This is a genomic window from Bacteroides sp. HMSC067B03 (assembly GCF_001811315.1).
GTDB classification, from domain to species: domain Bacteria; phylum Bacteroidota; class Bacteroidia; order Bacteroidales; family Bacteroidaceae; genus Bacteroides; species Bacteroides faecis.
This window is the reverse complement of record NZ_KV804289.1, coordinates 26,574-49,595: the sequence shown is the minus strand read 5'-3', so window position 1 is coordinate 49,595 and position 23,022 is coordinate 26,574. Positions and strand designations below refer to the sequence as shown.

21 protein-coding genes are annotated in these 23,022 nt (G+C 39.3%); 15 read left to right on the top strand and 6 right to left on the bottom strand.

What is annotated here, in order from left to right:
- Window positions 1-82: 82 nt before the first annotated feature.
- Window positions 83-1,516: an aspartate ammonia-lyase gene (locus tag HMPREF2794_RS04220; protein WP_022300890.1), complete on the bottom strand. Its 1,434-nt coding sequence runs from the start codon at window positions 1,514-1,516 to the stop codon at window positions 83-85.
- Between the two features lie 177 nt (window positions 1,517-1,693).
- Between HMPREF2794_RS04220 and HMPREF2794_RS04215 the strand changes: the two genes are divergently transcribed.
- The 3 genes from HMPREF2794_RS04215 to HMPREF2794_RS04205 are packed head-to-tail and all read left to right on the top strand — an operon-like array spanning window position 1,694 to window position 5,295.
- Entirely contained in the window at window positions 1,694-3,004 is a 1,311-nt protein-coding gene (locus HMPREF2794_RS04215; protein WP_010535579.1) for an anaerobic C4-dicarboxylate transporter family protein, read from the top strand.
- A gap of 29 nt (window positions 3,005-3,033) precedes the next feature.
- On the top strand, window positions 3,034-4,092 hold the full coding sequence (gene ansB, locus HMPREF2794_RS04210) for an L-asparaginase 2 (RefSeq protein ID WP_070751010.1): 1,059 nt from the start codon (window positions 3,034-3,036) through the stop codon (window positions 4,090-4,092).
- 15 nt (window positions 4,093-4,107) lie between these two features.
- Window positions 4,108-5,295, top strand: a complete 1,188-nt coding sequence (locus HMPREF2794_RS04205; protein WP_022300889.1) for a porin — start codon at window positions 4,108-4,110, stop codon at window positions 5,293-5,295.
- Between the two features lie 81 nt (window positions 5,296-5,376).
- Here the strand turns inward: HMPREF2794_RS04205 and HMPREF2794_RS04200 are convergent, their stop codons facing one another.
- The 3 genes from HMPREF2794_RS04200 to HMPREF2794_RS04190 all read right to left on the bottom strand — a co-directional run bounded on the left by HMPREF2794_RS04200 (window position 5,377) and on the right by HMPREF2794_RS04190 (window position 6,908).
- On the bottom strand, window positions 5,377-5,598 hold the full coding sequence (locus HMPREF2794_RS04200) for a DUF2795 domain-containing protein (RefSeq protein WP_002558131.1): 222 nt from the start codon (window positions 5,596-5,598) through the stop codon (window positions 5,377-5,379).
- Between the two features lie 71 nt (window positions 5,599-5,669).
- A complete protein-coding gene (locus tag HMPREF2794_RS04195; RefSeq protein WP_070751008.1) occupies window positions 5,670-6,233 on the bottom strand; it encodes a cob(I)yrinic acid a,c-diamide adenosyltransferase in 564 nt (187 codons plus the stop codon).
- A 51-nt stretch (window positions 6,234-6,284) separates the two neighbouring features.
- On the bottom strand, window positions 6,285-6,908 hold the full coding sequence (locus HMPREF2794_RS04190; protein ID WP_055269552.1) for a hypothetical protein: 624 nt from the start codon (window positions 6,906-6,908) through the stop codon (window positions 6,285-6,287).
- Between the two features lie 116 nt (window positions 6,909-7,024).
- Here HMPREF2794_RS04190 and HMPREF2794_RS04185 point away from each other — a divergent pair, with 116 nt between their 5' ends.
- The gene (locus HMPREF2794_RS04185; RefSeq protein ID WP_070751021.1) at window positions 7,025-8,017 is read left to right on the top strand and encodes a FimB/Mfa2 family fimbrial subunit; all 993 of its coding nucleotides are present in this window, start codon (window positions 7,025-7,027) and stop codon (window positions 8,015-8,017) included.
- Window positions 8,018-8,136: 119 nt separating this feature from the next.
- Here HMPREF2794_RS04185 and HMPREF2794_RS04180 read toward each other — a convergent pair whose 3' ends face one another.
- Together HMPREF2794_RS04180 and HMPREF2794_RS04175 are read right to left on the bottom strand one after the other, a co-directional pair.
- On the bottom strand, window positions 8,137-8,820 hold the full coding sequence (locus HMPREF2794_RS04180; protein WP_010535585.1) for an energy transducer TonB: 684 nt from the start codon (window positions 8,818-8,820) through the stop codon (window positions 8,137-8,139).
- 211 nt (window positions 8,821-9,031) lie between these two features.
- On the bottom strand, window positions 9,032-9,784 hold the full coding sequence (locus HMPREF2794_RS04175) for a LytR/AlgR family response regulator transcription factor (protein ID WP_070751006.1): 753 nt from the start codon (window positions 9,782-9,784) through the stop codon (window positions 9,032-9,034).
- Window positions 9,785-10,454: 670 nt separating this feature from the next.
- Between HMPREF2794_RS04175 and HMPREF2794_RS04170 the strand changes: the two genes are divergently transcribed.
- The 11 genes from HMPREF2794_RS04170 to HMPREF2794_RS04120 all read left to right on the top strand — a co-directional run bounded on the left by HMPREF2794_RS04170 (window position 10,455) and on the right by HMPREF2794_RS04120 (window position 23,013).
- The gene (locus tag HMPREF2794_RS04170) at window positions 10,455-12,278 is read left to right on the top strand and encodes an Ig-like domain-containing protein (protein ID WP_070751004.1); all 1,824 of its coding nucleotides are present in this window, start codon (window positions 10,455-10,457) and stop codon (window positions 12,276-12,278) included.
- Between the two features lie 209 nt (window positions 12,279-12,487).
- A complete protein-coding gene (locus HMPREF2794_RS04165) occupies window positions 12,488-12,781 on the top strand; it encodes a hypothetical protein (RefSeq protein WP_130061598.1) in 294 nt (97 codons plus the stop codon).
- 64 nt (window positions 12,782-12,845) lie between these two features.
- Window positions 12,846-14,042, top strand: a complete 1,197-nt coding sequence (locus HMPREF2794_RS04160; RefSeq protein ID WP_070751000.1) for a radical SAM peptide maturase, CXXX-repeat target family — start codon at window positions 12,846-12,848, stop codon at window positions 14,040-14,042.
- 201 nt (window positions 14,043-14,243) lie between these two features.
- Window positions 14,244-14,999 carry a CXXX repeat peptide maturase gene (locus tag HMPREF2794_RS04155; RefSeq protein WP_234076468.1) on the top strand — a complete coding sequence of 252 codons (756 nt, stop codon included), beginning with the start codon at window positions 14,244-14,246 and terminating at the stop codon, window positions 14,997-14,999.
- A gap of 23 nt (window positions 15,000-15,022) precedes the next feature.
- Window positions 15,023-15,295 (top strand): CXXX repeat peptide modification system protein, encoded by a 273-nt coding sequence (locus HMPREF2794_RS04150; protein ID WP_070750996.1) that lies wholly within the window; start codon window positions 15,023-15,025, stop codon window positions 15,293-15,295.
- A 388-nt stretch (window positions 15,296-15,683) separates the two neighbouring features.
- Window positions 15,684-17,219 carry a serine/threonine protein kinase gene (locus HMPREF2794_RS04145; RefSeq protein ID WP_070750994.1) on the top strand — a complete coding sequence of 512 codons (1,536 nt, stop codon included), beginning with the start codon at window positions 15,684-15,686 and terminating at the stop codon, window positions 17,217-17,219.
- 104 nt (window positions 17,220-17,323) lie between these two features.
- Window positions 17,324-18,004: a BACON domain-containing protein gene (locus tag HMPREF2794_RS04140; protein ID WP_246839584.1), complete on the top strand. Its 681-nt coding sequence runs from the start codon at window positions 17,324-17,326 to the stop codon at window positions 18,002-18,004.
- Window positions 18,005-18,080: 76 nt separating this feature from the next.
- The gene (locus tag HMPREF2794_RS04135; RefSeq protein ID WP_070750990.1) at window positions 18,081-18,914 is read left to right on the top strand and encodes a double zinc ribbon domain-containing protein; all 834 of its coding nucleotides are present in this window, start codon (window positions 18,081-18,083) and stop codon (window positions 18,912-18,914) included.
- A complete protein-coding gene (locus HMPREF2794_RS04130; protein WP_070750988.1) occupies window positions 18,911-20,185 on the top strand; it encodes a protein kinase domain-containing protein in 1,275 nt (424 codons plus the stop codon). Before HMPREF2794_RS04135 ends, HMPREF2794_RS04130 begins: the two co-directional genes overlap by 4 nt.
- Window positions 20,186-20,202: 17 nt before the next feature.
- Window positions 20,203-21,942, top strand: coding sequence for an FHA domain-containing protein (locus HMPREF2794_RS04125; protein ID WP_070750985.1), 1,740 nt, complete (start codon window positions 20,203-20,205; stop codon window positions 21,940-21,942).
- Window positions 21,943-21,948: 6 nt separating this feature from the next.
- On the top strand, window positions 21,949-23,013 hold the full coding sequence (locus tag HMPREF2794_RS04120) for a PP2C family protein-serine/threonine phosphatase (RefSeq protein WP_010535597.1): 1,065 nt from the start codon (window positions 21,949-21,951) through the stop codon (window positions 23,011-23,013).
- The last annotated feature ends 9 nt before the right edge of the window (window positions 23,014-23,022 follow it).

The following is a 23,022-nucleotide window of genomic DNA, read 5'->3' as shown; positions in this document are numbered from 1 at the left end:
ATACCATATAACTCCACAAGTGGTACAAAACACAGAGGTCAGCCCGTAGATTCGAGCTGACCTCTCATTTTATTCATATCAATCAATGATTCGGATGAATATCCAGTTTCACCGGCTTAATCATATTCTCCGGTTTTAAGATCGTATCCAGATCCTCTTTAGAGAGAATATTATGTTCCAATACGAGTTCATACACTCCCTTACCGGTCTCCAATGCTTCTTTGGCTATCTTGGTAGAATGTTTGTAGCCAATGACAGGATTCAGTGCAGTCACTACACCTATACTATTATGTACATCCCGACGGCATTTCTCCTCATTGGCAGTGATACCATCGATACACAAAGTACGTAGCGTATCAAAACCGTTCATCAACAAATCCGCAGATTCGAAACAGCATTGTGCCATCACCGGTTCCATTGCATTCAGTTCCATCTGTGCAGCTTCTCCGCTCATAGTCACACAAAGGTCATTTCCTATTACCTTATAAGAGACCTGATTCATCACTTCGGGAATAACAGGGTTTACTTTTCCCGGCATAATGGAAGATCCCGGCTGCATGGCAGGCAGATTAATCTCTCCCAAGCCGCAACGGGGACCGGAGGCCAGTAACCTCAAATCATTACATATCTTATTCATTTTAACAGCTACGCGTTTCATTGCTGACGAATATCCCACCATGCAGGAAGTATCCGAAGTAGCTCCGATCAGGTCATCCGCCAATTTGATATCCAGTCCTGTTATCTTACCCAGAGCAGCAATACATTTCTCCGCATATCCCGGTTCTGCGGTAATTCCGGTTCCGATGGCTGTTGCCCCCATGTTGACCGTCAGAAAATCCTGTGCGGCAAAATCGAGATTCTTCACTTCATGTTCCAGAATGCTGGCAAATCCGTTAAAGGTTTGGCCGAGCGTCATCGGTACGGCATCTTCCAGTTGAGTACGCCCCATCTTAATTATATTCGCAAATTCCTCCCCTTTCTTACGGAAAGACTGAATCAAAGTTTCAAAATGCTTCACTAATTTAAGATGTGTATAGTACAGGCCAATATGAATGGCTGTAGGATAAGCATCATTGGTAGACTGCGAACGGTTCACATGGTCATTAGGCGAGCAGTATTGATACTCTCCGCGTTGATGTCCCATCAGTTCCAGCGCACGATTGGCAATCACTTCATTAGCATTCATGTTGGTGGTAGTTCCGGCTCCGCCCTGAATCATGTCCACCGGAAACTGGTCGTGATACTTTCCTTCCAGTATTTCTTTACAGGCTTTGAGGATAGCATCCGTTTGTTCTTTCGTCAGCAAATCCAATTCACGGTTGGCAATAGCAGCCCCCATTTTTGTGATAGCCAATGCCTGAATAAACAAAGGGTACTCATTCAAATGAAACTTGCTGATGCGAAAGTTTTCAATACCACGGAGTGTCTGTACTCCGTACAATGCACTTTCGGGCACTTCACGACTACCTATCAAGTCGCTCTCTGTTCGAGTTTTTTTTGATAATTCTTGTTTCATATCGGTTGTTTTATAACAATAACACATTCGTTAGCTGATATAATAACCAGCGAAAGATGTTATTGTTTTAATAAATATGCAAAAACTATTCAATAACTTTTTTGTTGTTTATCTTAGAAACAGAGAAAAAACGAAGATAAATCTTTTATCTTTGTTTGAAACTTAAAACAACAAGCGATGATATTACAACTAGCATTTGTTCTGACAGCTATCATTATTGGTGCACGCCTTGGGGGCATCGGACTCGGTGTCATGGGAGGAGTAGGATTGGGAATACTTACGTTCGTTTTTGGTTTACAACCCACCGCACCTCCTATCGACGTTATGTTGATGATTGCCGCCGTCATTTCCGCTGCCTCCTGTATGCAGGCTGCCGGAGGACTCGACTATATGGTGAAACTAGCAGAACATTTGCTGCGCAAAAATCCTTCACACGTCACACTGCTCAGTCCGCTGGTAACTTACCTGTTCACCTTCATAGCCGGAACCGGACATGTAGCTTACTCCGTATTGCCTGTCATTGCAGAGGTAGCCACCGAAACTAAGATTCGTCCGGAACGTCCGCTCGGCATTGCAGTGATCGCCTCACAACAAGCTATTACGGCCAGTCCCATTTCTGCTGCTACGGTAGCTTTACTCGGATTATTGGCCGGCTTTGACATCACTTTGTTCGATATACTTAAAATAACCATTCCTGCCACGATCATAGGTGTGTTGGTAGGTGCTTTATTCTCCATGAAAGTCGGCAAAGAACTGATAGAAGACCCTGAATATCAGAAACGCCTGAAAGACGGTCTTTTCAATGATAAGAAGATAGAGATCAAAGATGTCAGGAACAAACGTTCTGCCATGCTTTCCGTACTCATCTTTATATTGGCGACTGCCTTTATTGTTCTTTTCGGGTCTTTTGAAGGCATGCGCCCCAGTTTCCTGATCGATGGCGAAATCGTCACACTAGGCATGTCTTCCATTATCGAAATCGTCATGCTGTCTGCGGCAGCCATCATCCTGATTGTCACCAAGACGGATGGAATCAAGGCCACGCAAGGTTCTGTATTCCCCGCCGGAATGCAGGCTGTTATCGCCATCTTCGGTATTGCCTGGATGGGCGACACATTCCTTCAGGGCAATATGGCACAACTGACTCTTTCTATCGAAGGTGTTGTACGCCAGATGCCATGGCTGTTCGGTATCGCACTGTTCGTCATGTCTATCCTGTTATACAGTCAGGCAGCCACCGTACGGGCATTGATGCCGTTGGGCATTGCATTGGGAATTTCTCCGTATATGCTGATTGCTTTATTCCCGGCAGTCAACGGATATTTCTTTATCCCGAACTACCCGACTGTAGTAGCAGCCATTAATTTCGACCGCACTGGGACAACAAAAATCGGCAAATATGTGTTGAATCATTCGTTTATGATGCCCGGACTAGTATCTACTGTAGTCGCTATTGCTTTAGGGCTGCTTTTTATACAAATATTCTAATATATTATTAACCTAAACTCATTTCAGTTATGAAACAATTCAAGAAATTAGGTCTGGTAGTAGTCACACTACTATTGTCCGCAACAATGGCATTTGCCGCAAAACCGAATATCCATATTCTTGCCACCGGAGGAACCATTGCCGGCACGGGAAGCTCGGCTACAGGTACCAGCTATACGGCAGGGCAAGTTGCTATCAGCGCATTGCTTGATGCAGTCCCCGAAATTAAAGATATCGCCAACGTAACTGGCGAACAGATTGTAAGAATCGGTTCACAGGACATGAATGACGAAGTCTGGCTGACACTCGCCAAGAAAATTAATGAGTTATTGAAACGACCGGACATCGACGGAATCGTGATCACTCACGGAACGGATACAATGGAAGAAACTGCTTATTTTCTGAATCTGACCGTTAAAAGTGACAAACCGGTTATATTGGTAGGTGCCATGCGTCCATCCACAGCATTAAGTGCTGATGGACCGCTGAATCTTTATAATGCCGTAGTTACTGCCGCCGCCAAAGAATCGAAAGACAAAGGAGTATTGGTTGCCATGAATGGTCTGATTCTGGGTGCAGAAAGCGTTGTTAAAATGAACACAGTCGATGTACAAACTTTCCAAGCTCCTAACTCCGGTGCATTGGGATATGTGCTGAACGGAAAAGTATTTTATAACCAGATCACTCTGAAGAAACATACCACACAATCGGTATTCGACGTAACACGCCTTACTTCATTACCGAAGGTCGGTATCGTATACAGCTATTCTAATATCGAAGCTGATATAATGACTCCATTCCTCAACAATGGATACAAAGGAATCATCCATGCAGGAGTCGGAAACGGCAATATCCACAAAAATATATTCCCGTCATTGATAGACGCCCGCAGAAAAGGAATTGTAGTTGTTCGCTCCTCTCGTGTACCGACAGGTCCTACCACGCTCGATGCTGAAGTAGATGACGCCAAGTATCAGTTTGTTGCTTCCCAGGAACTGAATCCGCAAAAATCACGTGTACTGTTAATGCTTGCACTGACCAAAACCACGGACTGGAAACAAATTCAGGAATACTTTAACGAATACTAAAAACCGGACCAACTTATGAAAAAACTAATGCTTATGCTACTCCTCGCGGGTAGCATACAGGCTATATATGCCCAAACGACAGAGAAGAAAGATAAATTCTCCCCCAATACTCCCCTTTTTGAGAAACTGACAGATGTAAAAAAGAAAACGGATAAGTTTAACTTATACCTGAATATGCAAGGAAGCTTCGACGCTCATTTCCAGAACGGATTTCAGGAAGGCGACTTCAATATGCATCAACTACGCATCGAAGCAAAAGGAAATATCAACAACTGGCTTTCTTACCGCTATCGCCAGCGCCTCAACCGTTCGAACGACGGAAACAACATGATAGACAACCTCCCGACCTCCATCGACTGGGCAGGTATCGGCATCAAACTCAATGATAAGTTCAATCTGTTTGCCGGTAAGCAAAGTGCCAACTATGGCGGCTTTGAGTTCGATCTGAATCCGATTGATGTCTATCAATACAGCGATATGATTGATTATATGAGTAACTTCCTGACCGGTCTGAATGTCGGTTATAATATGACTCCGGACCAGCAACTTAATCTACAGATATTGAACAGCCGCAACAGTTCCTTCGACAACACTTATGGCATCACAGAGGATGCGGAAGGCAATCTTCCCGATTTGAAATCCGGAAAAATGCCATTGGTCTACACCTTAAACTGGGTTGGCAATTTTAATAATGTATTTAAAACCCGCTGGTCCGCTTCTGTCATGAACGAGGCCAAAGACCACAATATGTATTACTATGCCGTAGGAAATGAATTGAATCTGGGAAAATGGAATGCTTTCATTGATTTTATGTACTCAAAAGAGGATATTGACCGCAAAGGGATTATCACAAACATCGTCGGTCGTCCGGGCGGACATAATGCGTTTGACACAGGCTATTTATCAGTAGTAGCCAAATGTAACTACCGTTTCCTCCCGAAATGGAATGCATTCGTAAAAGGAATGTATGAAACGGCTTCTGTAACCAAAGCCTCCGAAGGAATAGAAAAAGGAAACTACCGTACTTCCTGGGGATATCTCGCAGGTATCGAATTTTATCCGATGGAAACAAACCTGCATTTCTTCGTAACCTATGTAGGGCGTTCTTACGACTTCACCTCGCGTGCCAAAGTGCTGGGACAAGAAAACTACAGTACCAACCGGATTTCTGTAGGCTTCATCTGGCAGATGCCGGTCTTTTAAGCTCATCACAAAATAAAAAAATACCCGACAGTTTTTGAACAGCTGTCGGGTATTTTTTATATGTTCGGTTTCTTTTCTAAATCAATACTCTTCCTCATTGAAAAAGAAATCTTCTTTACTAGGATAATCCGGCCAAATATCTTCGATACTCTCATAGATTTCGCCCTCATCTTCCATCTCTTGCAGATTCTCTATAACTTCAAGAGGAGCACCCGAACGCATAGCATAATCAATCAATTCGTCCTTGGTTGCCGGCCAGGGAGCATCTTCCAGTTTTGATGCTAATTCCAATGTCCAATACATAATCTTGAGTATTAAAAGTGAATACTAATTTTCTTATTTTTTATTTTCCGGCAAAAGTATAATAAAATCTATCATTTCCAACTATTATCCCAGAATATTTCACTATTTTGTTCATCAAAATTAATTTTTCGGGATAAAACAAACAAATAATCTGATAATCTGTTGACAAAAGCTAATATTTCCGGAGATATTGTACAAGTTTCGGATAAGGTCAGGATACGCCGTTCAGCCCTCCGGCAGATAGTACGGCAAACATGACAAACAGCTGCCCCGCGGCTTCCTCCCGGAATAATAAAGGCACAGAGTTCCGGAAGTTGCTCATCCAGCTTATCAATTTCCTGTTCAATGCGTTCTATATCTTCTAAAGTAATAATACTAGCTGGCTTCAACTGAGTTTTTTCCTGATCGGTTGCCAGATGCGAACCGATAGCAAACAACTTGTGCTGTATGCCCAATATAAAATCCCGATCCGACTCATCCAACAAATAAGTATGTAACCATCCTAAATGCGAGTTCAATTCATCGATTGTCCCATAAGCTTCCAAACGGATATGGGTCTTCGACACGCGGCTTCCGCCAACGAGGCTGGTGGTTCCTTTGTCCCCAGTCTTTGTATATACAAGGCTCTTTTTCATAAACGTCTATTTTTCATTATTACTATATATAAGATTAACGTATGAGGCTTCTCAGAAGTTGACAATATAATGCTGTTTTATTTTTGTTGTATCAAAAAAAAGCAGACCTAAATCATACAAATCAAAAGTGATTCCCACCCTGTCATCCTTTTGCACCCGTTCCCATAACATCCTCATCGATTTAGAATAATGAATGCCATGAATGACAAATACACTTTCTGAAGTTGTACGGCGTGCACAAACCTTAAAAACCTCCTCCAGCATTTCAGAGTTCTGATAATCATTCAGATATAGAAAATCAACCGGAACACCAGCATCCAGAAACAACTCCGACAGGTCGGGAGCAAAAAGATACCCGGCAGTGGGTTTGGCCGACTGCAGATACAGAGAAGATATGGAAGGCCGCCCCACCTCTATAATAGTAGCCGGCTGCACTCTATTCACCAGCCGGAACAGGAAACGGTTGACTTTTTGTATTCCTTTGCACCATCCCTGTTCTTTTATCATCTTCTTCTGTTCTTCTTTCAATGAAAAGTAAGCATAATAAGGCATCTTTTCATAAATCACATCTGTAATCAAGCTAAAAGCAAACGGCGAGTGTACGCCATATCCACAACGATAGCGGAAACGGGAAAGCCAGATAAAGGGTCGTTTTAAACAAAGTAGAAGATTCATACAACAATTATTCGTTTTCATTCGTAGCACAAAGATATGTTTTTTTATCGCATAGAACCAATTCGGAAGAAAAATGTTATAAGGGGAAATCATAACCTAAACAATTGATCCGAATTATGAAGAAAACAATTTTTCTGGCAACGTTGACAGCAGCTATCTTCGCCGGTTGCTCGAGTGATAATCCGATGTTGCCCGTCGAAGGCGGCAACGGGAATAATGGCGGAGAAGGAAATAATGAACTTATCAGCCCGACAGTACGCGCTACGGTCAATACACCGGATAACGCGCAGAGTCCGATGAGCGGAATATTAGAAGTATATCCCTGCCAGGCAGGCACTTCCATTTATTATGGAAACTATGTGGAAGATGTACTGACTCCATTTCCCGGTATGTACACCTTAAAAGACGGAAACACTCTTGGAAACCCCGCACGTGCCATCTCACTTCCTGTAGGAACATACAATATGATTTATTGGGGAACTCCTAAATATGAGGAACCAATCTATAGTAATCCGGCAGTGAAGGACCCGCAACTGACTCTCGGCGGCGATCTGTCTCAGCAGTATTTCGGGCTCCGGCAAAACCTTCCTGATACGACCTATTATCCTGTTTTCGATCTGGTTTATGCGGTGAAGCCCGCCAATATCGGTACGGAAGAGTTAAACGCAGCGATGAAACGAAAAGTCGCAGGTTTGAAAGTGATTGTCAAAGACAAAAACAACGGAATATTAAGCTCCAGCATCTCCGGCATGAAAGTAAATATTGGAGGTATTGCAGAGAAATTGAATTTGTATACCGCAGAGCCGGTCAATCAAACCAAAACAGTCACCTTCCCTTTGGTACTTTCCACAGATGGCACACAGATGAGCAATGCTACTGTCATGTTATTCCCATCGGCTACAAGCCCTCTATTCCAATTAATTATTACGCTAAAAAACGGAACTGTAAAAACCTTCAAGCAAACATTGAGCGCTCCTCTAAAAGCAAATACCCGGCTCACCTTAACATTAACTTTAGGCGACATCTTCTCGGAGGAGGAAACCGGAAATTTTACGATAGACAATTGGCAGGAAGAGAGCGAAACAATCGAGGTGCCAAGTTTGAACTGATCGATGAACAGTTCAGCAATTAAAGAATCTGATTTCAGCGATTAAATACAATGATAGTTTCAAGAAAAAGGGCCGGCTCCCGCGGTGGACCGACCCTTTTAATCATCTATTTCAAGTAATTACTGTAGTCTGAATACTACAGGCACAGTATATTTTACTCGAACTTTCTTACCGTTTTGTACTCCGGGTTTCCACTTGGGCATTCCACTTATCACACGGATAGCTTCTTTATCCAGGTAAGCATCTACCCCTCGTACAACTGTCGGACTAGTAATCGACCCGTCCTTGTCTACAACAAACTGAACAATTACACGTCCTTGTGAGCCCATCTCTTGAGACATTGTCGGATATTTGATATGAGTACTCAAATATTTCAGCAATTCTGCTGAACCACCAGGAAATTCAGGCATGATTTCTACACTTACGTGAATAACATCTTCCTCAACTTCTGCAGTTTCCACTACTGGCGGTACCCAAACAACCTTGTAAGGTTCATTCACATTGTCTGGTACTACTGAAACATTATCCGTCACCTCTTCGGTATCATCTACTATTTCGAACAAATCTGTTACTTTAGTTTCCGGTGGAGGGGGCGGTTCCAGTTTTTCTTCAGGGAATGTGATTGGAACGAGCTCCGTTACAAAGATGGATTCATCATCAGATGATAGTGCCGCAACTCTTACATCATGCTGTGTCCATTCGAACGATACGAACATGAAAGCAAGCGCAACAACCAAACCCATCAACAACCAAGAACCTCTTTGATTCTCAATTGCAGCCTTTTTTGATTTTTTGGCTTCCATAAAAAATGTGTTTAAGTAATTAATAATAGAAAATATATAGCATATATACTACTTTTCGTTTTCCTTCTTAAGCATTACTTAAAGTGCTCTCTAGCTGCAATAAATATAGTATTTTTATGGATAGGATGTAACTTTGCTTCTTGTTTATTTCATTCTTTTTCCTTCTTTTGGATAAAATTTATGAAATGGCACTCTGCCTTACTATCTCAGTTCACAAGCAAAATCTGTCTTGCAACTCTTTTTTATATTTCCTGGAAAGAAGTAATTCTGTCACGTTATCAAAGGGTGGATAGAGTATACACTTATTATCCTTTATAATCATCAAATAATCAATATTAATAATATAGGATTGGTGTATCTGAACAAAACAAGGCGAATATTTGATTATCTGTTCGGCAGTCATTCCACGTCGTAACACCACTGATAATTTACTGTTAAGTATCACCTCCCATTGTTTACGTTCAGCGCAATAACGAAAAAAAACAATCTCAGCCGGACGCAAGGCACGCATATCATTAGTTGGTGTAAATACTATGAATGTTTGCCCCATATACAATGATGCTCCTATTGGCAATACCTTTTTTGGTTCTGTTTCCATTTGTGCCATAAAACGCGTAAGAATGTTTTTCAACTCCTGCCCCTCGAAAGACTTCAACAAATAATCGAATACAGATTCTCTAATAGCATGTATCATGTACTTTTCATAAGCTGTATAGAAAACCACCCGCATACCCCATGAAATGTTGTCATGCAGATCATGTAGCAAATCCAAACCAGTCATATCCGGCATTTCCACATCCAAAAACAACAAATCTGGTTGTATTTTGGTAATAAGTTTCTCTCCCTGTTTACCATTTCGGGCAGTTCCATCTAAAGAAAAGTATGGATTTTTTCTCAGTTCAATGCTTAACTTCTTAAGAGCTACTTCATCGTCATCAACTATAACAACTTTATACTTATCCATGTCTATGATAATTAGTATCAGCTATTTCATATATAAATGTAATCTTCCAATTATATTATCCTCCTTCACTACTATCATCTTTATTACTATAAAGTCTAAAATAAGACTGAGTGACATCATCAACATTTCCAATGAAGTTTTCATGTTTTGAATGCGTATTCATATTAATTACTATCAAACAAAGATAAGAAAACAAAGAAAACAAAAAAAATGCGATAAATACGAAATATGATTATACCAGCGTTTCGGGCAACTAATTGGATAAAAAACGTGATTAAGCGGGCAATAAATTATGTCGTACTTCATAGGATAGACTCTTAGCTATCATCTAACAACGCCGCCCTACACATCTAATCATTTATAGAAATCAAATATATAATCTAAATTCAATATAATTTAAAGGTTCTTCATCACCTTTACCCTATTGTATTATTACATCATAAACGGCTTGCTAATATAATAAAACAAAAATCGATTTTGAGTTAACTTCCGTCCCGCACAAAAGTAACAAAGAACCTAGATGATTTTTTATTATCCACTTAATCTCTTTTTTTTTCTGCTTAACCACCGAAATAGCTGCATGATCACGATTCATATTTATTGCGTTTTTTTTATTTTCTTTGTTTTCTTATTTTTGTCTCATTATTAATCAATATACACACATCAAAACATGAAAAAATATTATTACTATTTACTTTTCTGTTTATTTATTACCCTTATATCTGTAGAGAGTTGTAGCAAAGATAAAGACGATGATTTGGTAACAACACCTGAAATTGCATTGAACAAGCCTTCTTTAATTCTAGAAAAAGGGAAGGGAGAAAGGCTGATTGCTTCTTTTACACCTGCTGATACCCCCAATCAGGGTCATACATGGAGTTCTAGTGCTCCTAATATTGCATCTGTAGATGAAACAGGAATGGTCTCTGCTGTTGATTTAGGAGAAAGTATCATAACGGTGACTGCACTTAATGGTAAAAAGACAGCAAAGTGCCTAGTAACGGTTACGGATAAAATTATTAATGTAACGGGAGTTTCACTGGAAGAGACTGATGCAAGTATGGTAGCTGGAGAGCATTTGCAATTGAAGGTAATTATAGAACCGAGTACTGCGACAGATAAAAGCGTTACATGGAGTTCTAGTGACAATAAGGTAGTATCTGTGGATGAACAAGGAATGGTGACAGCTATAACAGAGGGAGAAAGTTCTATTACGGCAAAGACTAATGATGGCGAGAAAACGGCATCTTGCAAAATAAAAGTTCGTGCTAAGGGAGTAGATATTTCTAAGCCGGAAATCTCGGATATCACTTCTATATCTGCGTTTATAACAGGAACAATTAAACCGTTTGGTGTAAAGATTCAAGAGGGCGGAATTTGTTATTCCACTTCCCAATCTCCAACTGTAGATAACCCAAAGGTAGTTTTGACCGGTGATGAAGTTTCTTATACATTGGTCAATTTGGAACCTAGCACTACTTATTATGGACGCTTTTATGCGATTGTTGATGGCTCTGTCAAGTATGGAGATCAGGCAACGTTTACAACAGAGGTGCCAGTTGAAATATCTGAGCCCAAGGTTTCTTCGATCACGACTAATACAGCCTATGTTGAAGGAACGATTAAAACTTTCGGCCTCCAAACTGAAGAAACGGGGATTTGTTATTCCACTTCTCAAATGCCGACGATAAACGAGACAAAAGTAGTGTTATCTAATACGAGTATTGCATATACTTTGAATGAATTAGCACAAGAAACAACTTATTACGTGCGTATTTATGCTAAGATAAAAGGAGAGGTGCATTATGGAGAGCAAGGTACATTTTCTACCACAGGGGTTATTAAGACTCATTTTGAGCCAACAGATATATATAGAGATAAAATTACTTTAGTTTCCCCTGGTGTTGCTGGTGTAAATACGATTAATGTATGCTATGGAAAGTTTAATAACCCTAAGATAACTGATAATGTAACAACGGCTACTAAGGGAGTTGATGGTAAATATCATGTAACTTTGGCAGGGCTTGATGAAGGTACAACTTACTATATGAGGCCCTATAGTCGCGTAGGTTCAGTCGTGGAGTATTATGAAGATGAGATTTCCGTACAAACTATGGGAAAAGATTTCTATATTAGTCGGAAAGTAGATAGATATGAAAAATATGATTGGTTTGATCAACAACAAATTAAGTATACACGATATAAAGCTTATTATACTTATACATACAATATTAAACTTACAGACACATATCTTGTAGAAACGCCTTATTCATCGATTACTATAGCTAAATCAACTGATTATTCTGAATCAATTTATATAAAAAACGGGACAGGTACTTTTGCTGTAAAACAAGAATTAGGAGTTTGGAGCTATGAGGGAGCGTCGACTTATATTGACTTTTTATCTGATGAAGAGATCCTTTTTACAAATATTGAGAATAAACTTCGATATCATTTGATAGTACCTCAAAAATGCTATGTGAGATCTTATTGATGAATTTAATAAGTTAATATTTAAGATGAATATATCACGTCGGAAATTTGTAAAAGAAGTAATCAAACGTACAATTCCTTTTTTAGGAATTGTAGTGGTGGGACCTACGATTTTGAGTAGCTGTAGTAAAGATGAAGAACCACTAGGCTGTAACAATAGTTGTACCGGTACTGCACAAAGTGGTTGTGGCTCAAATTGCAGTAATAGTTGTGTCGGGACCTCTGCAAATGGCTGCGGAGGTGGATGTAAAACTACCTGTAATGATAGTTGCTATGATGGCTGTAACGATACAGCAGAATCTTCATCTTGCTCAGATTGTAGCTCAAATTGCAGTAGCGGATGTACTGAGAATTGCAAAAATGACTGCGATAACTCTGCCAAATCATCCTCATGCTCTGGTTGTGGCAATAGCTGTAATCGTGCCTGTGCTCAGAATTGCAATGATACATGTCGAACTGGATGTAACATTACGTGCAAGGGACAATGCGCAAGTTCTTGTGTAGGAGATTGTAAGGTTTCTTGTTTAGGAACTTGCAAAGGGTATTGCAAAATTCTTAGTAAATAGAAATGCCACAATATAAAAAAGAAATAACTTCATGGAAATCAGGAGGGGGTAAAACTGTTACTTTTATAGTGACAAAGGATTGCCAACTAGCCTGTAAGTATTGCTATCTCGTAGGTAAAAATTCAAAAGAAAGGATGCCTTGGGAGATAGCAAAGCAGGCTATAGATTATATTCTTAGTCGTGAAAATGAGTTTAAGGAAGAGTCTGTAATATGGGATTTCATTGGTGGTGAGCCCTTCCTCGAAATTGAGTTGATCGATAGAATATGTGATTATATAAAGGTCGAAATGTTCAGCCATAACCATCATTGGTTCAACTCCTATCGTTTCAGTTTCTCCACCAATGGAATTAATTATCATGAGGATAAGGTTCAGCGGTTTATTGAGAAAAACAGAAAACATCTGAGCGTCGGCATTACAATTGACGGAACTGAGATAAAGCATGATCTAAATCGCATTTATAAAATATCCGGTAAAGGATCGTATCAAGATGTGGCACATAATATACCTCTTTGGTTAAAGCAATTTCCGGAAGCAGCAACCAAAGTAACCATTAGTAGTGCAGATATTCCATATATCAAAGAGAGTGTACTTCATTTGTACTCTTTAGGTATTCATGAAGTTAATATTAACTGTGTTTTCGAAGATGTGTGGAAAGAGGGGGATGATCTTTTATTCGAAGACCAACTGATACAACTGGCCGATGCCATTATCGAGAAGGGCTATTACAATGACTATGCATGTTCTTTTTTTAGCGAGTTTGTAGGCAAATCACTGGATTGCGTGCTGCAAAATCAGAATTGGTGTGGTGCCGGAAAGATGCTTGCTGTCGATGCTGCGGGTAACTTCTACCCCTGTACACGCTTTGCGCAATATTCACTTCGTAATAAGAAGGCATGGATTATTGGGAACGTGTATGATGGAATTGATGAAAATAAACTTCGTCCGTTTCTGACTCTTGATCGCTGCACTCAGAGCACTCAGGAGTGCATTGACTGTGAAGTGGCGGGAGGATGTGCATGGTGTCAAGGTGAAAATTATGATACGGCAGACACGCCTACCATATATCAACGCAGTACTGCAATCTGTAAGATGCACAAGGCACGAGTACATGCTAACAACTACTACTGGAATAAACTTCATTTCAAGTTGAATTTAGAAGGAATGGACGATGTGAATAAGAGTCTCCAAACTGTATAAAGAAAAAATGCAATGCTTCAATATTTAATAGTATTATTGGATGATACGTCTACTTCGTTTTGTCATTATACGAATAAGAAGACTGAAAGGAAACTGATATCGTTAAGTGACTTGAACGAAGCTATACTTTTTTCCTTAAAAAGGAATCTGACGCTTCAGTTTATCTATCCGGATTACGCTCTTCCACAAGAGTACATAAACATGATAGAAACAGTTTTACACAACAAAATTTCTTTATCGACTGCTGTTGAAATTAAAAAAACTGATATGGTGGTGATAAGTGATTGGAAAGATGTACAAAATTTATTATTTAATGAAGAGACTATTTATATATGGCGTGTACCCAAAGATGATTTCTTCAACCATAGTGATCTTGTTATTAAAATTTTGGAGAAAGTTGTCCGCCTCAATATAATAATTACGGATATTGAAACATTTGACAAAGAGGATTTCGAAGATTACCAAAGAGTACTGAATACACTTTCCGATGGTGTTGAAAAGCTTTATGCAGAAGGGAAAGAGGGACAGCTTAATCTCCTGACAGATCGCATGATGCTAGAGAAAATGAATAATTGCAATGCAGGATGGGAAAGTATCACATTGGCTCCGGATGGTAAGTTTTATATTTGTCCAGCATTTTATCAGGAAGGTTCGTGTTCAGTTGGAGACCTAAAGTGTGGTTTGGATATTAAGAATCCTCAACTTTACAGGCTCGATCATGCTCCTCTGTGTCGTAATTGTGATTCATACCAATGTCAACGTTGCATTTGGCTCAATAATAAAACAACGATGGAAGTAAATACACCATCACATGAGCAATGTGTTGTAGCACATTTAGAACGAAATGCTTCAAGAATGCTACTAGAAAATATTCGTCGACATCAATCATTCCTTCCGGATCAAAAAATTAAGATGATTGATTATTTAGATCCTTTTGATATTAGAAAAGAATGGTAATGTAATTTATAATATAGAAATTTATGAAGAAATTAGTAGGTAAAGTAACAGAAGAAGAGAAAAATGAGATACTTTCTCTTTTTGAACGCCGTAATGGCTTAAATGAATTAGCTAAAATATTGATGGTGGAACATGAGACCTTGTATGAAAAGTTAGTAAGAGATTTAGGTAATACAGGTTTAAAATTCCAAAAATGGTGGGATATAATGGCTGCAAAATACCAATGGGAAAGTCATGAGAATGGAAATTGGGAGATTAATTTTGAAACATGTGAAATTTATTTAATATATCCTTAAGCTGCAAATCTTTATTTTCATATACAATATAGAATAATTTTCACTTGGAATTATATTATCAAATATATATCTGGGTGAATCTTTAATAGCTGGATACTAGATAGCACTCCAAGTTCCTGTTCATAAAATATAGAACAAAAAAATACAGCATAGAATTACATTTTGCAACATAAGTCACAAAAAACGCACTTTAATCCAAATCCCATTTTTATCGGTTTTTTTATTCACTTTTTTATTTATTACTTTGCATATACAGACATATGATTGATTTAAGATCAACAATATCATATACTTAATAAAAGACACTTATAAAAACAAACTAATAAATTATCTATGGGAAGGCTATCTCCGTAAAAGAACATATCTTTCCATTTAATCTATAAGCTTTATGTTAAACACAGGACAAGTTATAGCAGATAGATACGAACTACTCAAACAATTGGGAAGAGGAGGCTTTTCGGAAGTTTGGTTAGCACTGGATAAACTTACAGATGTAAAAGTCGCTATCAAAATATATGCTCCGGGCATGGGACTTGATGATGCGGGTATTTCGCTTTTCACACAAGAATTTTCTTTGGTATTCGATATGAATCATACCAATTTATTACATCCTACTTATTATGATTGTTGGGAGCGAATGCCATATTTGATTCTGCCCTTTTGTAAAAATGGGTCTATATTCAAATACCTCACTGACAATAATCGAATCACAGAAACCGAAAGTTGGCATCTACTTCATGATGTTGCCGAAGGACTAGCCTATCTTCATGCAAAGCTCCCTCCTGTCATTCATCAAGATATAAAACCTGATAATATTTTAATTAATGATGAAAACGGGTATATGATAACCGACTTCGGGATCAGTACACGGATTAGAAGCACATTACGTAGAAATCAAGGGCAAGAACTAAGTGGAGGCACATTAGCTTACATGGGACCCGAACGTTTCGGTCAATCCCCTACCCCTATTATGGCAAGTGACATCTGGTCATTAGGGGCGACAATGTACGAACTGCTAACGGGTTTACCTCCCTATGGTGATCATGGAGGTCTGTTGCAGAAAAACGGTGCGGATATTCCACTTATCAATAATGAGGAGTATTCACAAGAACTTAAGGATATCGTTTATAAGTGTCTTGCTCTAAACACATGGGACAGACCTACGGCCAGACAAATCGCAGATTATGCCTTCCAGCATATCAATGGAAATTCAGCGCCCTTTAATATACAAAGTTCACAACAAACGTCCCCTGATCTTTCATCAAAAGATGAGATAAATGAGATTCAAGCTCCAGAAGGACAAGCAAATTCTTCATTTGAATTAAAGGATAATCATGAGTCCTCATCCATTAATTCTGATGCAGAATTTCCTGTTATGCAATCATCCGATATAAAAAAGAGAGTTTCTACGCTGTTTAAAAGAGAGCATCGCAAACTCATTCTTGTTGCGGCTATTATAATTATATGTGCAACCATTGTTACTATCTACCTGGCAACAAGCGGGAAAGAACCTACACCGGAGCCAAAACAAGAAATGACTTCAAAAACCAATGCTAACGATAGCATATGCAAGGCAATCATTCGAGAAGGCGATAATTACAAAAGTCAAGGTAATATTTTCCGATACACTATTGATCCTTTAAGACAAAACAACGATTCCGTTTTTGAAGATTTCTATATAAATGCTATCAAGAAGTATCGTGAGGTAAATCTTTATAAAGATTCTGTTTTTATTTCTAAGGAAGGATACATGGATCTTGCAGAAAATCAAATAAAGCAAGTGGAAATTATATTAGATTCTGCATACCATATGTTCATAGGAAAGGCAGATACCATGAAAGAGTATAACGAAATAGAAGCAGCTAAAGTTTTCGAAAATCGTGCAAAAAAAATAGAACCATATATAAACATAGACAATAAATAACCATGAAGAAATGTATTAAACTAATTATTTTAGTCTTCGCTCTTGCTATGCCTATAAGCACATGGGGACAGTGTGCAGCCATCTACCAAAAAGGAGAGACAAGCATGAAAAAAGGAAAATACAGGGAAGCCATCAAGGCCTTTAATGCAGCAATGAAATGTGACAGCAAACTGGAGCAAGATTGCAAAAGTAAGATCAAGGAATGTGAGGAAAAACTAAAGCCTGCTTCTAAGTCTACCCCCGTCCCTATGATCGAAGTCTCCAGACTTACAATTGACAAAGATTCTATAAGATTTGGTTACGAAACTACAAAGGCCGAATATATCAAAATAGACAGTGAGCCGGAACAATGGACTGCGACCTCAGATACAAGTTGGTGTAAAGTGGTTCCTCGTGACAAAATCTTATCTGTAAGTTGCGAAATAAACGAGCTAACCTCAGAACGTAAAGCGATTGTCAGCATCAGCAACGGGAAAATGGAAAAAACGGTCACTATTGTTCAAAGCGGGCAAAAAGAACGTATCAATATAGAATTAGACAAATTGGAATTCAGTTCTAAAGGTGAAATAAAAGATTTGCCAATAAAAACCAATACAGAGTGGGAAGTAGCAGATATTCCTGATTGGTGTAAAGTAGTAGCAAAAGTAACAGCGAAGGACAGTAGCAAACTGATTCTAAAAGTAGATAAAACCAAAAAAGCTAACGTAGGAACTCTGACGGTAAAAACCAAAGGAGGAGAATTTGCTTCTATTATCCTCTCGCAGAAAAAAGGAGGTTTATTCTAAGATGACTATAAATGAATCGTCATCAAAGATTTCGACTTATTTATACTAAGTGGTTCAACAATTAAAATAATTTCTTATGAGATGCATGAATTGTGGTTGGGACAATCTATCTGATACAACGGTCTGTCTAAAATGTGGACAACCATTGAGTCTTTCGGCAGGTTATGCCAACAATCAAAATGATTTTGTTTCAAGAGAAGGTTATGGAGAAGCAATTCCCAAACCCACAGTGTTAAATGCAAATCCCGATAGAGAAAAATGCAGAAAAACGGTTGTGTTCCCTACTTTGAATGAATCCGATAACCATTCTGCCATCACACAGCCTGCTACAGAATGTCCTAACTGTAATTATCCAATAGTAGGAGAATTTACAAGTTGTCCTTGTTGCGGTACGCCTCTAGAAAGAACCGACAAACCCGCAAACAAAGAACATACACAAAAAAAGATAGAAGACGAAGTAACCTTTATATCAGAAGAAAAAATTGTATGCCAGGAATGCGGAAAGGAAATAGATATGACTTGCTCGTTTTGCCCGCACTGTGGTGTCCGTGTACATCGCCCTACCATCCGACGACAAATAAAAAACATAGCAGAAACGGAAACGGAAGAAATACCCCTTCGCTGTTCTTTAACAATAATCCCGGAAGAGAATGAAAACATTCCCCCAGAGAAAATTGAATATGAAGGAAAATCGATCATTTTGAACCGGGAAAACACAGAAGTATCCAACCGGACCATCACCTCAAAGGAACAAGCAGAAATAGTTTTCGAAGATGGACATTGGTATCTGCTCGACCGGAGTGAACTAAGGACAACCTTTATTCAGGCAAACAGAAAAATAGAGATCATAGCTGATGATATTATCGTATTAGGTGACCGAAGATTTAAATTTGAAAGTGATTCATTGTGACCAACCAATCTGTCGATAGATGTGATTATAATGTAGGAGAATACATCGATAACCGTTATCGAGTTTCCAAAACATTAGGCGAAGGTTCTTTCGGTAAAGTATACCGAGTTACGGACAACGCAGGTAAGGACTATGCGCTGAAACTATTGAGACTTTGGGAGGTTCCACCCGAAATACGGAAACCATTGACAGATCGTTTTGAAATGGAATTCAAAACTGGGCAGATAGACTGTGAATATTTGGTGAGTTCTATAGACTATGGCATGGTTGGGGGCAATCCCTATATCGTCATGGAGTATTGCCCGGGAGGAGATTTGACACCCTATTTAGGCTCTCAAAACAGTAAAATCCCTTTAATTTGCCAACAAATCCTTCTTGGCCTACATTCTTTACATATCAGAGGAAAAGTCCACCGCGACTTAAAACCGGAAAATGTTCTTTTTAAGAGGAACGGAGTAGCTGCGCTAACAGACTTCGGCATAGCGGGCGATAGAAATAAACGCATGACGGAACGTAACATTTTCGGCAAACCCAATCAAATATTTGGAACTTATGCCTATATGCCCCCCGAACAAGTGAACCGTATGCGAGGTGAAGCCACAGTTCTACCTACTACAGATATTTTTTCTTTTGGAGTATTAGCCTTCCAGCTTTTGACCGGTAGCCTGCCCTTTGGTGAATTAACCAGCCATAATGAATTGGCTCTATACCAAAAGCGAGGAAAAGATGGAGACTGGAACCGCCGGAAGTTAGCACAGATAAAAAACGGGAAGCAATGGGATCGACTTTTTTCAGGCTGTCTTAATCCCGATTTAAAAAACCGCTTTCAATCCGTCAAGGAAGTTTTGAAATATCTGCCGGAGACCCAACAGATCTTTATGGAAAAAGGATATTGTCCACCACAAATAGTACACGGTTTTTGCATGCGCATCATGCAAGGTGAAGAGTATGGGAAGATTTATCAACTAAGCGAATTGGTTACACGTGGCAGCAGAATATTAACTATTGGCAGAGAATCAGATAACCTACTGTCGATAAAAGAGCTACAAAGTACTTATATATCACGTCATCACTGTACTCTGGAAACAACACCTTCCGGTGACCACTGGATTATTCGGGACGGACAATGGCAAAAGGAACAAAAAGTCTGGCAGGAATCCAGCAATGGCACTTATGTCAATTCTACACAGGTTACCCAACAAGGTTACAAGCTAAAAATTGGCGATATCATATCTATTGGAGACATAAAAATGAGATTTGAAAACTATTAACTATATAATTAAGTAGTATGGATACACAAAATTACAAACGTACCTTAGCCGGTTCAGTAGGTGCCGGTATGGGAGCATTGATGGGTGCCTCAGGTAGAACTTACTTCATTCTGGAGCATAAGACTCCATCAAAGTATCATCAGGCAGGTGAATCTCAAAAAATCATTGTCGACCAAGTAGAACTAGGTAGAGATGCCTCCTGCCAAGTACGCTTTGATGAAAATTTCGAAACAGTGAGCCGCAAACATGCTGCAATTGTACGTGATGGTGAAAATTGGAAATTAATTCATCTCTCACACTCCAATCCGACGTTAGTGAACGGACATCCGATTAATGGTTCTTACTATTTACAAACCGGAGATGAGATACAACTATCTGTAGGAGGACCACGTTTGGGATTTATTGTTCCGCAAGGTCGCCAAGCATTAACTTCCAGCATCGGATTGACGGAAAGAATGAGCCTTTTCCGTAAACAGGCTCTACGTCCCTACAAGACGGCATTGACTATTATGGGCATTGTTTTTGTACTGGCTGTTGCCGGTCTGGCTGCATGGAACTACAGCTTAGGTGTGAAAAATGAGTTACTGGCAGAGAAAACTGAACAACAAGAACTGCAATTAAGAGGTTATCAAAATCAGTTGGACTCACTAGGAACAGAACGCGCAACTTTAGAAACACAACAACGGGAACTAGAAGCTAAACTACGAAATAGTGATGGAAATACAGAAGCATTAAAGTCACAGTTAGCTAGTGTAAATAATCAATTAGGCAATGTAAATGCCAGTTTCTATAAAGTAAAATCTGACTTGGACAACCTTTCGAGCACCATAGCTGCTGAAAATGCAACACCAGCAGCAGAAGAAGCCAGTTATAAATCACAGACAACTCAACAGGCGAAAATTCAAGATAATGTAGAATCGGATGTGGCAGAAGAACAAAACAGTAATGTTTCAAAAGATCTGAAAGATTATTATGATCACATCTATACCATTAAGATTGACCGAATAGATATAGAAAAAGACGGTATCAGTTTTGATCCAGGCATTCAACTATCAGACATAGTATGCGGAACAGGCTTTATGCTTGACAATGGTACATTTGTTACAGACAGGCAAAACGTAGAGCCGTGGGTTTTCACAAATACTGAATGGAAAGAACTGTGGCGCAGACTATTAGCCGAATGCGTCGGAGGAGGTTGTAATGTTATTATCCATTATCGCGCATATAGTACAAAAGGCACAGGAAAACCCATCACATTTGTTAATACCGACTTTAAAGTTGATCGTAGCTATGATGATGTGACTCACGAAATAGAAGTAACAAAATCACTTAGAGTATTATTAAGGAAACAAGGTATTAAATTCACATATAGCCGTAGAAACTACGTAAAAGTCAAAATATATTCACCGACTTCTCGCAGCTACGCTTATATCAGAGGTAAAGGTACTTATGGAGAAGGAATACCTTTTGATGCAACAGCATCCGGCAATCTAAGTGGAGGTTCTGAAATTCATATGGTCGGATATACAGGTAACACTAATATTCACAATCCTATCCCGTCTCACTTCAATGACAGAACTAACATTGATGATACCAATAATGGTACTATCATATTACAGAATAGAGTAGGCGAACAAGGTTATTATGGTTCACCGGCTTTTCATTTAGACGAGGAAGGATATAAAGTTGTTGGTGTCATGGTAGGAAGTGTCCAAGGCAAAGACCGATTGGTTCCAATAAGAAATGTAATACATTAATAAATTATGTCTGAGATAGAAATTAAATTAGCGGCAGGCACCGATGTTGGTTTAGTCAGGAAAAACAACGAAGACAACTTCGTAGTAAACCGAGATTTAAGCCAATCGGAATGGATCATTCCTCAATCCTCCGAAACCATTCCATTAGGCAAGTATGGCACTTTACTGGTAGTAGCTGACGGAATGGGTGGCACTAACGCCGGAGAAGTTGCATCCGCCATTGCCATTGAGACGGTGCAAAACGCATTTACGCCAGAAAAGCTGGACAAGATCGTAACATTTGAAGGTGAGATGGCTACAGAAGAAGCTATTGAAGAATTCTTGACCAAGACTATTAAAGCCGCTGATTTAAATATTGTCAATGCAAGTAAAGAAGATAGTAGTACCCAAGGCATGGGTACTACTATTGTCATTGCCTGGATATTAAACGAAAAAGCCTATATTAGCTGGTGCGGTGATAGCCGCTGCTATGTTTTCAATGGCAATTCGGGATTCTGCCGTTTATCCAAGGACCACTCCTACGTACAAGACTTGGTCGATCAAGGCAAGCTGGATCCGGAGAATGCTTTTGACCACCCCTATAGCAATGTCATAACTCGTTGTTTAGGCGATCCGACCAATCGTTCCAATCCCGATTTCCGCTCTTACAATCTAAAAAACGATGACATTTTTCTGCTTTGCAGCGATGGTTTATGCGGTTTATGTCACGATGAAGAAATTATGCAAATCATTGAGGAAAATCAAAATGATTTGGTGGCCTGTAAAGACCAACTGATAGAAGCCGCTCTTGCTGTCGGCGGATATGACAATGTTACGATAGTACTTTGTCACATTATCCGGAAAGAGACGGACGAGCCCAAAGCTAATCTGAACAACACTGTATTCAGCAAACCAAATAACCATAAATTTCGAAAAATAGTTCTATTACTTTTTGCCTTAGCTTTGTTACTGGGGGGGTATCTTTATAAAAACCCACAGCTATATGCAAAGTGGAAAACTAAGATTGATCCGGCAGATACAGTCATTGTTACAGAAACAGATACCTCAGCGATCTCTCTTCAACCAGATTGACAAACTTAA

What these genes read in the sequence shown, in the direction of transcription:
- HMPREF2794_RS04215 (WP_010535579.1), top strand. Translation starts at nt 1,694, where the DNA reads ATGATATTACAACTAGCATTTGTTCTGACAGCTATCATTATTGGTGCA.
- HMPREF2794_RS04140 (WP_246839584.1), top strand. Translation starts at nt 17,324, where the DNA reads ATGAAAAAAGGAAAATACAGGGAAGCCATCAAGGCCTTTAATGCAGCA.
- HMPREF2794_RS04125 (WP_070750985.1), top strand. Translation starts at nt 20,203, where the DNA reads ATGGATACACAAAATTACAAACGTACCTTAGCCGGTTCAGTAGGTGCC.
- HMPREF2794_RS04195 (WP_070751008.1), bottom strand. Translation starts at nt 6,233, where the DNA reads ATGAAAAAGAGCCTTGTATATACAAAGACTGGGGACAAAGGAACCACC.
- HMPREF2794_RS04180 (WP_010535585.1), bottom strand. Translation starts at nt 8,820, where the DNA reads ATGGAAGCCAAAAAATCAAAAAAGGCTGCAATTGAGAATCAAAGAGGT.
- HMPREF2794_RS04205 (WP_022300889.1), top strand. Translation starts at nt 4,108, where the DNA reads ATGAAAAAACTAATGCTTATGCTACTCCTCGCGGGTAGCATACAGGCT.
- HMPREF2794_RS04155 (WP_234076468.1), top strand. Translation starts at nt 14,244, where the DNA reads ATGATAGAAACAGTTTTACACAACAAAATTTCTTTATCGACTGCTGTT.
- HMPREF2794_RS04160 (WP_070751000.1), top strand. Translation starts at nt 12,846, where the DNA reads ATGCCACAATATAAAAAAGAAATAACTTCATGGAAATCAGGAGGGGGT.
- HMPREF2794_RS04150 (WP_070750996.1), top strand. Translation starts at nt 15,023, where the DNA reads ATGAAGAAATTAGTAGGTAAAGTAACAGAAGAAGAGAAAAATGAGATA.
- HMPREF2794_RS04145 (WP_070750994.1), top strand. Translation starts at nt 15,684, where the DNA reads ATGTTAAACACAGGACAAGTTATAGCAGATAGATACGAACTACTCAAA.
- HMPREF2794_RS04200 (WP_002558131.1), bottom strand. Translation starts at nt 5,598, where the DNA reads ATGTATTGGACATTGGAATTAGCATCAAAACTGGAAGATGCTCCCTGG.
- ansB (WP_070751010.1), top strand. Translation starts at nt 3,034, where the DNA reads ATGAAACAATTCAAGAAATTAGGTCTGGTAGTAGTCACACTACTATTG.
- HMPREF2794_RS04175 (WP_070751006.1), bottom strand. Translation starts at nt 9,784, where the DNA reads ATGGATAAGTATAAAGTTGTTATAGTTGATGACGATGAAGTAGCTCTT.
- HMPREF2794_RS04135 (WP_070750990.1), top strand. Translation starts at nt 18,081, where the DNA reads ATGAGATGCATGAATTGTGGTTGGGACAATCTATCTGATACAACGGTC.
- HMPREF2794_RS04190 (WP_055269552.1), bottom strand. Translation starts at nt 6,908, where the DNA reads ATGAATCTTCTACTTTGTTTAAAACGACCCTTTATCTGGCTTTCCCGT.
- HMPREF2794_RS04120 (WP_010535597.1), top strand. Translation starts at nt 21,949, where the DNA reads ATGTCTGAGATAGAAATTAAATTAGCGGCAGGCACCGATGTTGGTTTA.
- HMPREF2794_RS04170 (WP_070751004.1), top strand. Translation starts at nt 10,455, where the DNA reads ATGAAAAAATATTATTACTATTTACTTTTCTGTTTATTTATTACCCTT.
- HMPREF2794_RS04220 (WP_022300890.1), bottom strand. Translation starts at nt 1,516, where the DNA reads ATGAAACAAGAATTATCAAAAAAAACTCGAACAGAGAGCGACTTGATA.
- HMPREF2794_RS04185 (WP_070751021.1), top strand. Translation starts at nt 7,025, where the DNA reads ATGAAGAAAACAATTTTTCTGGCAACGTTGACAGCAGCTATCTTCGCC.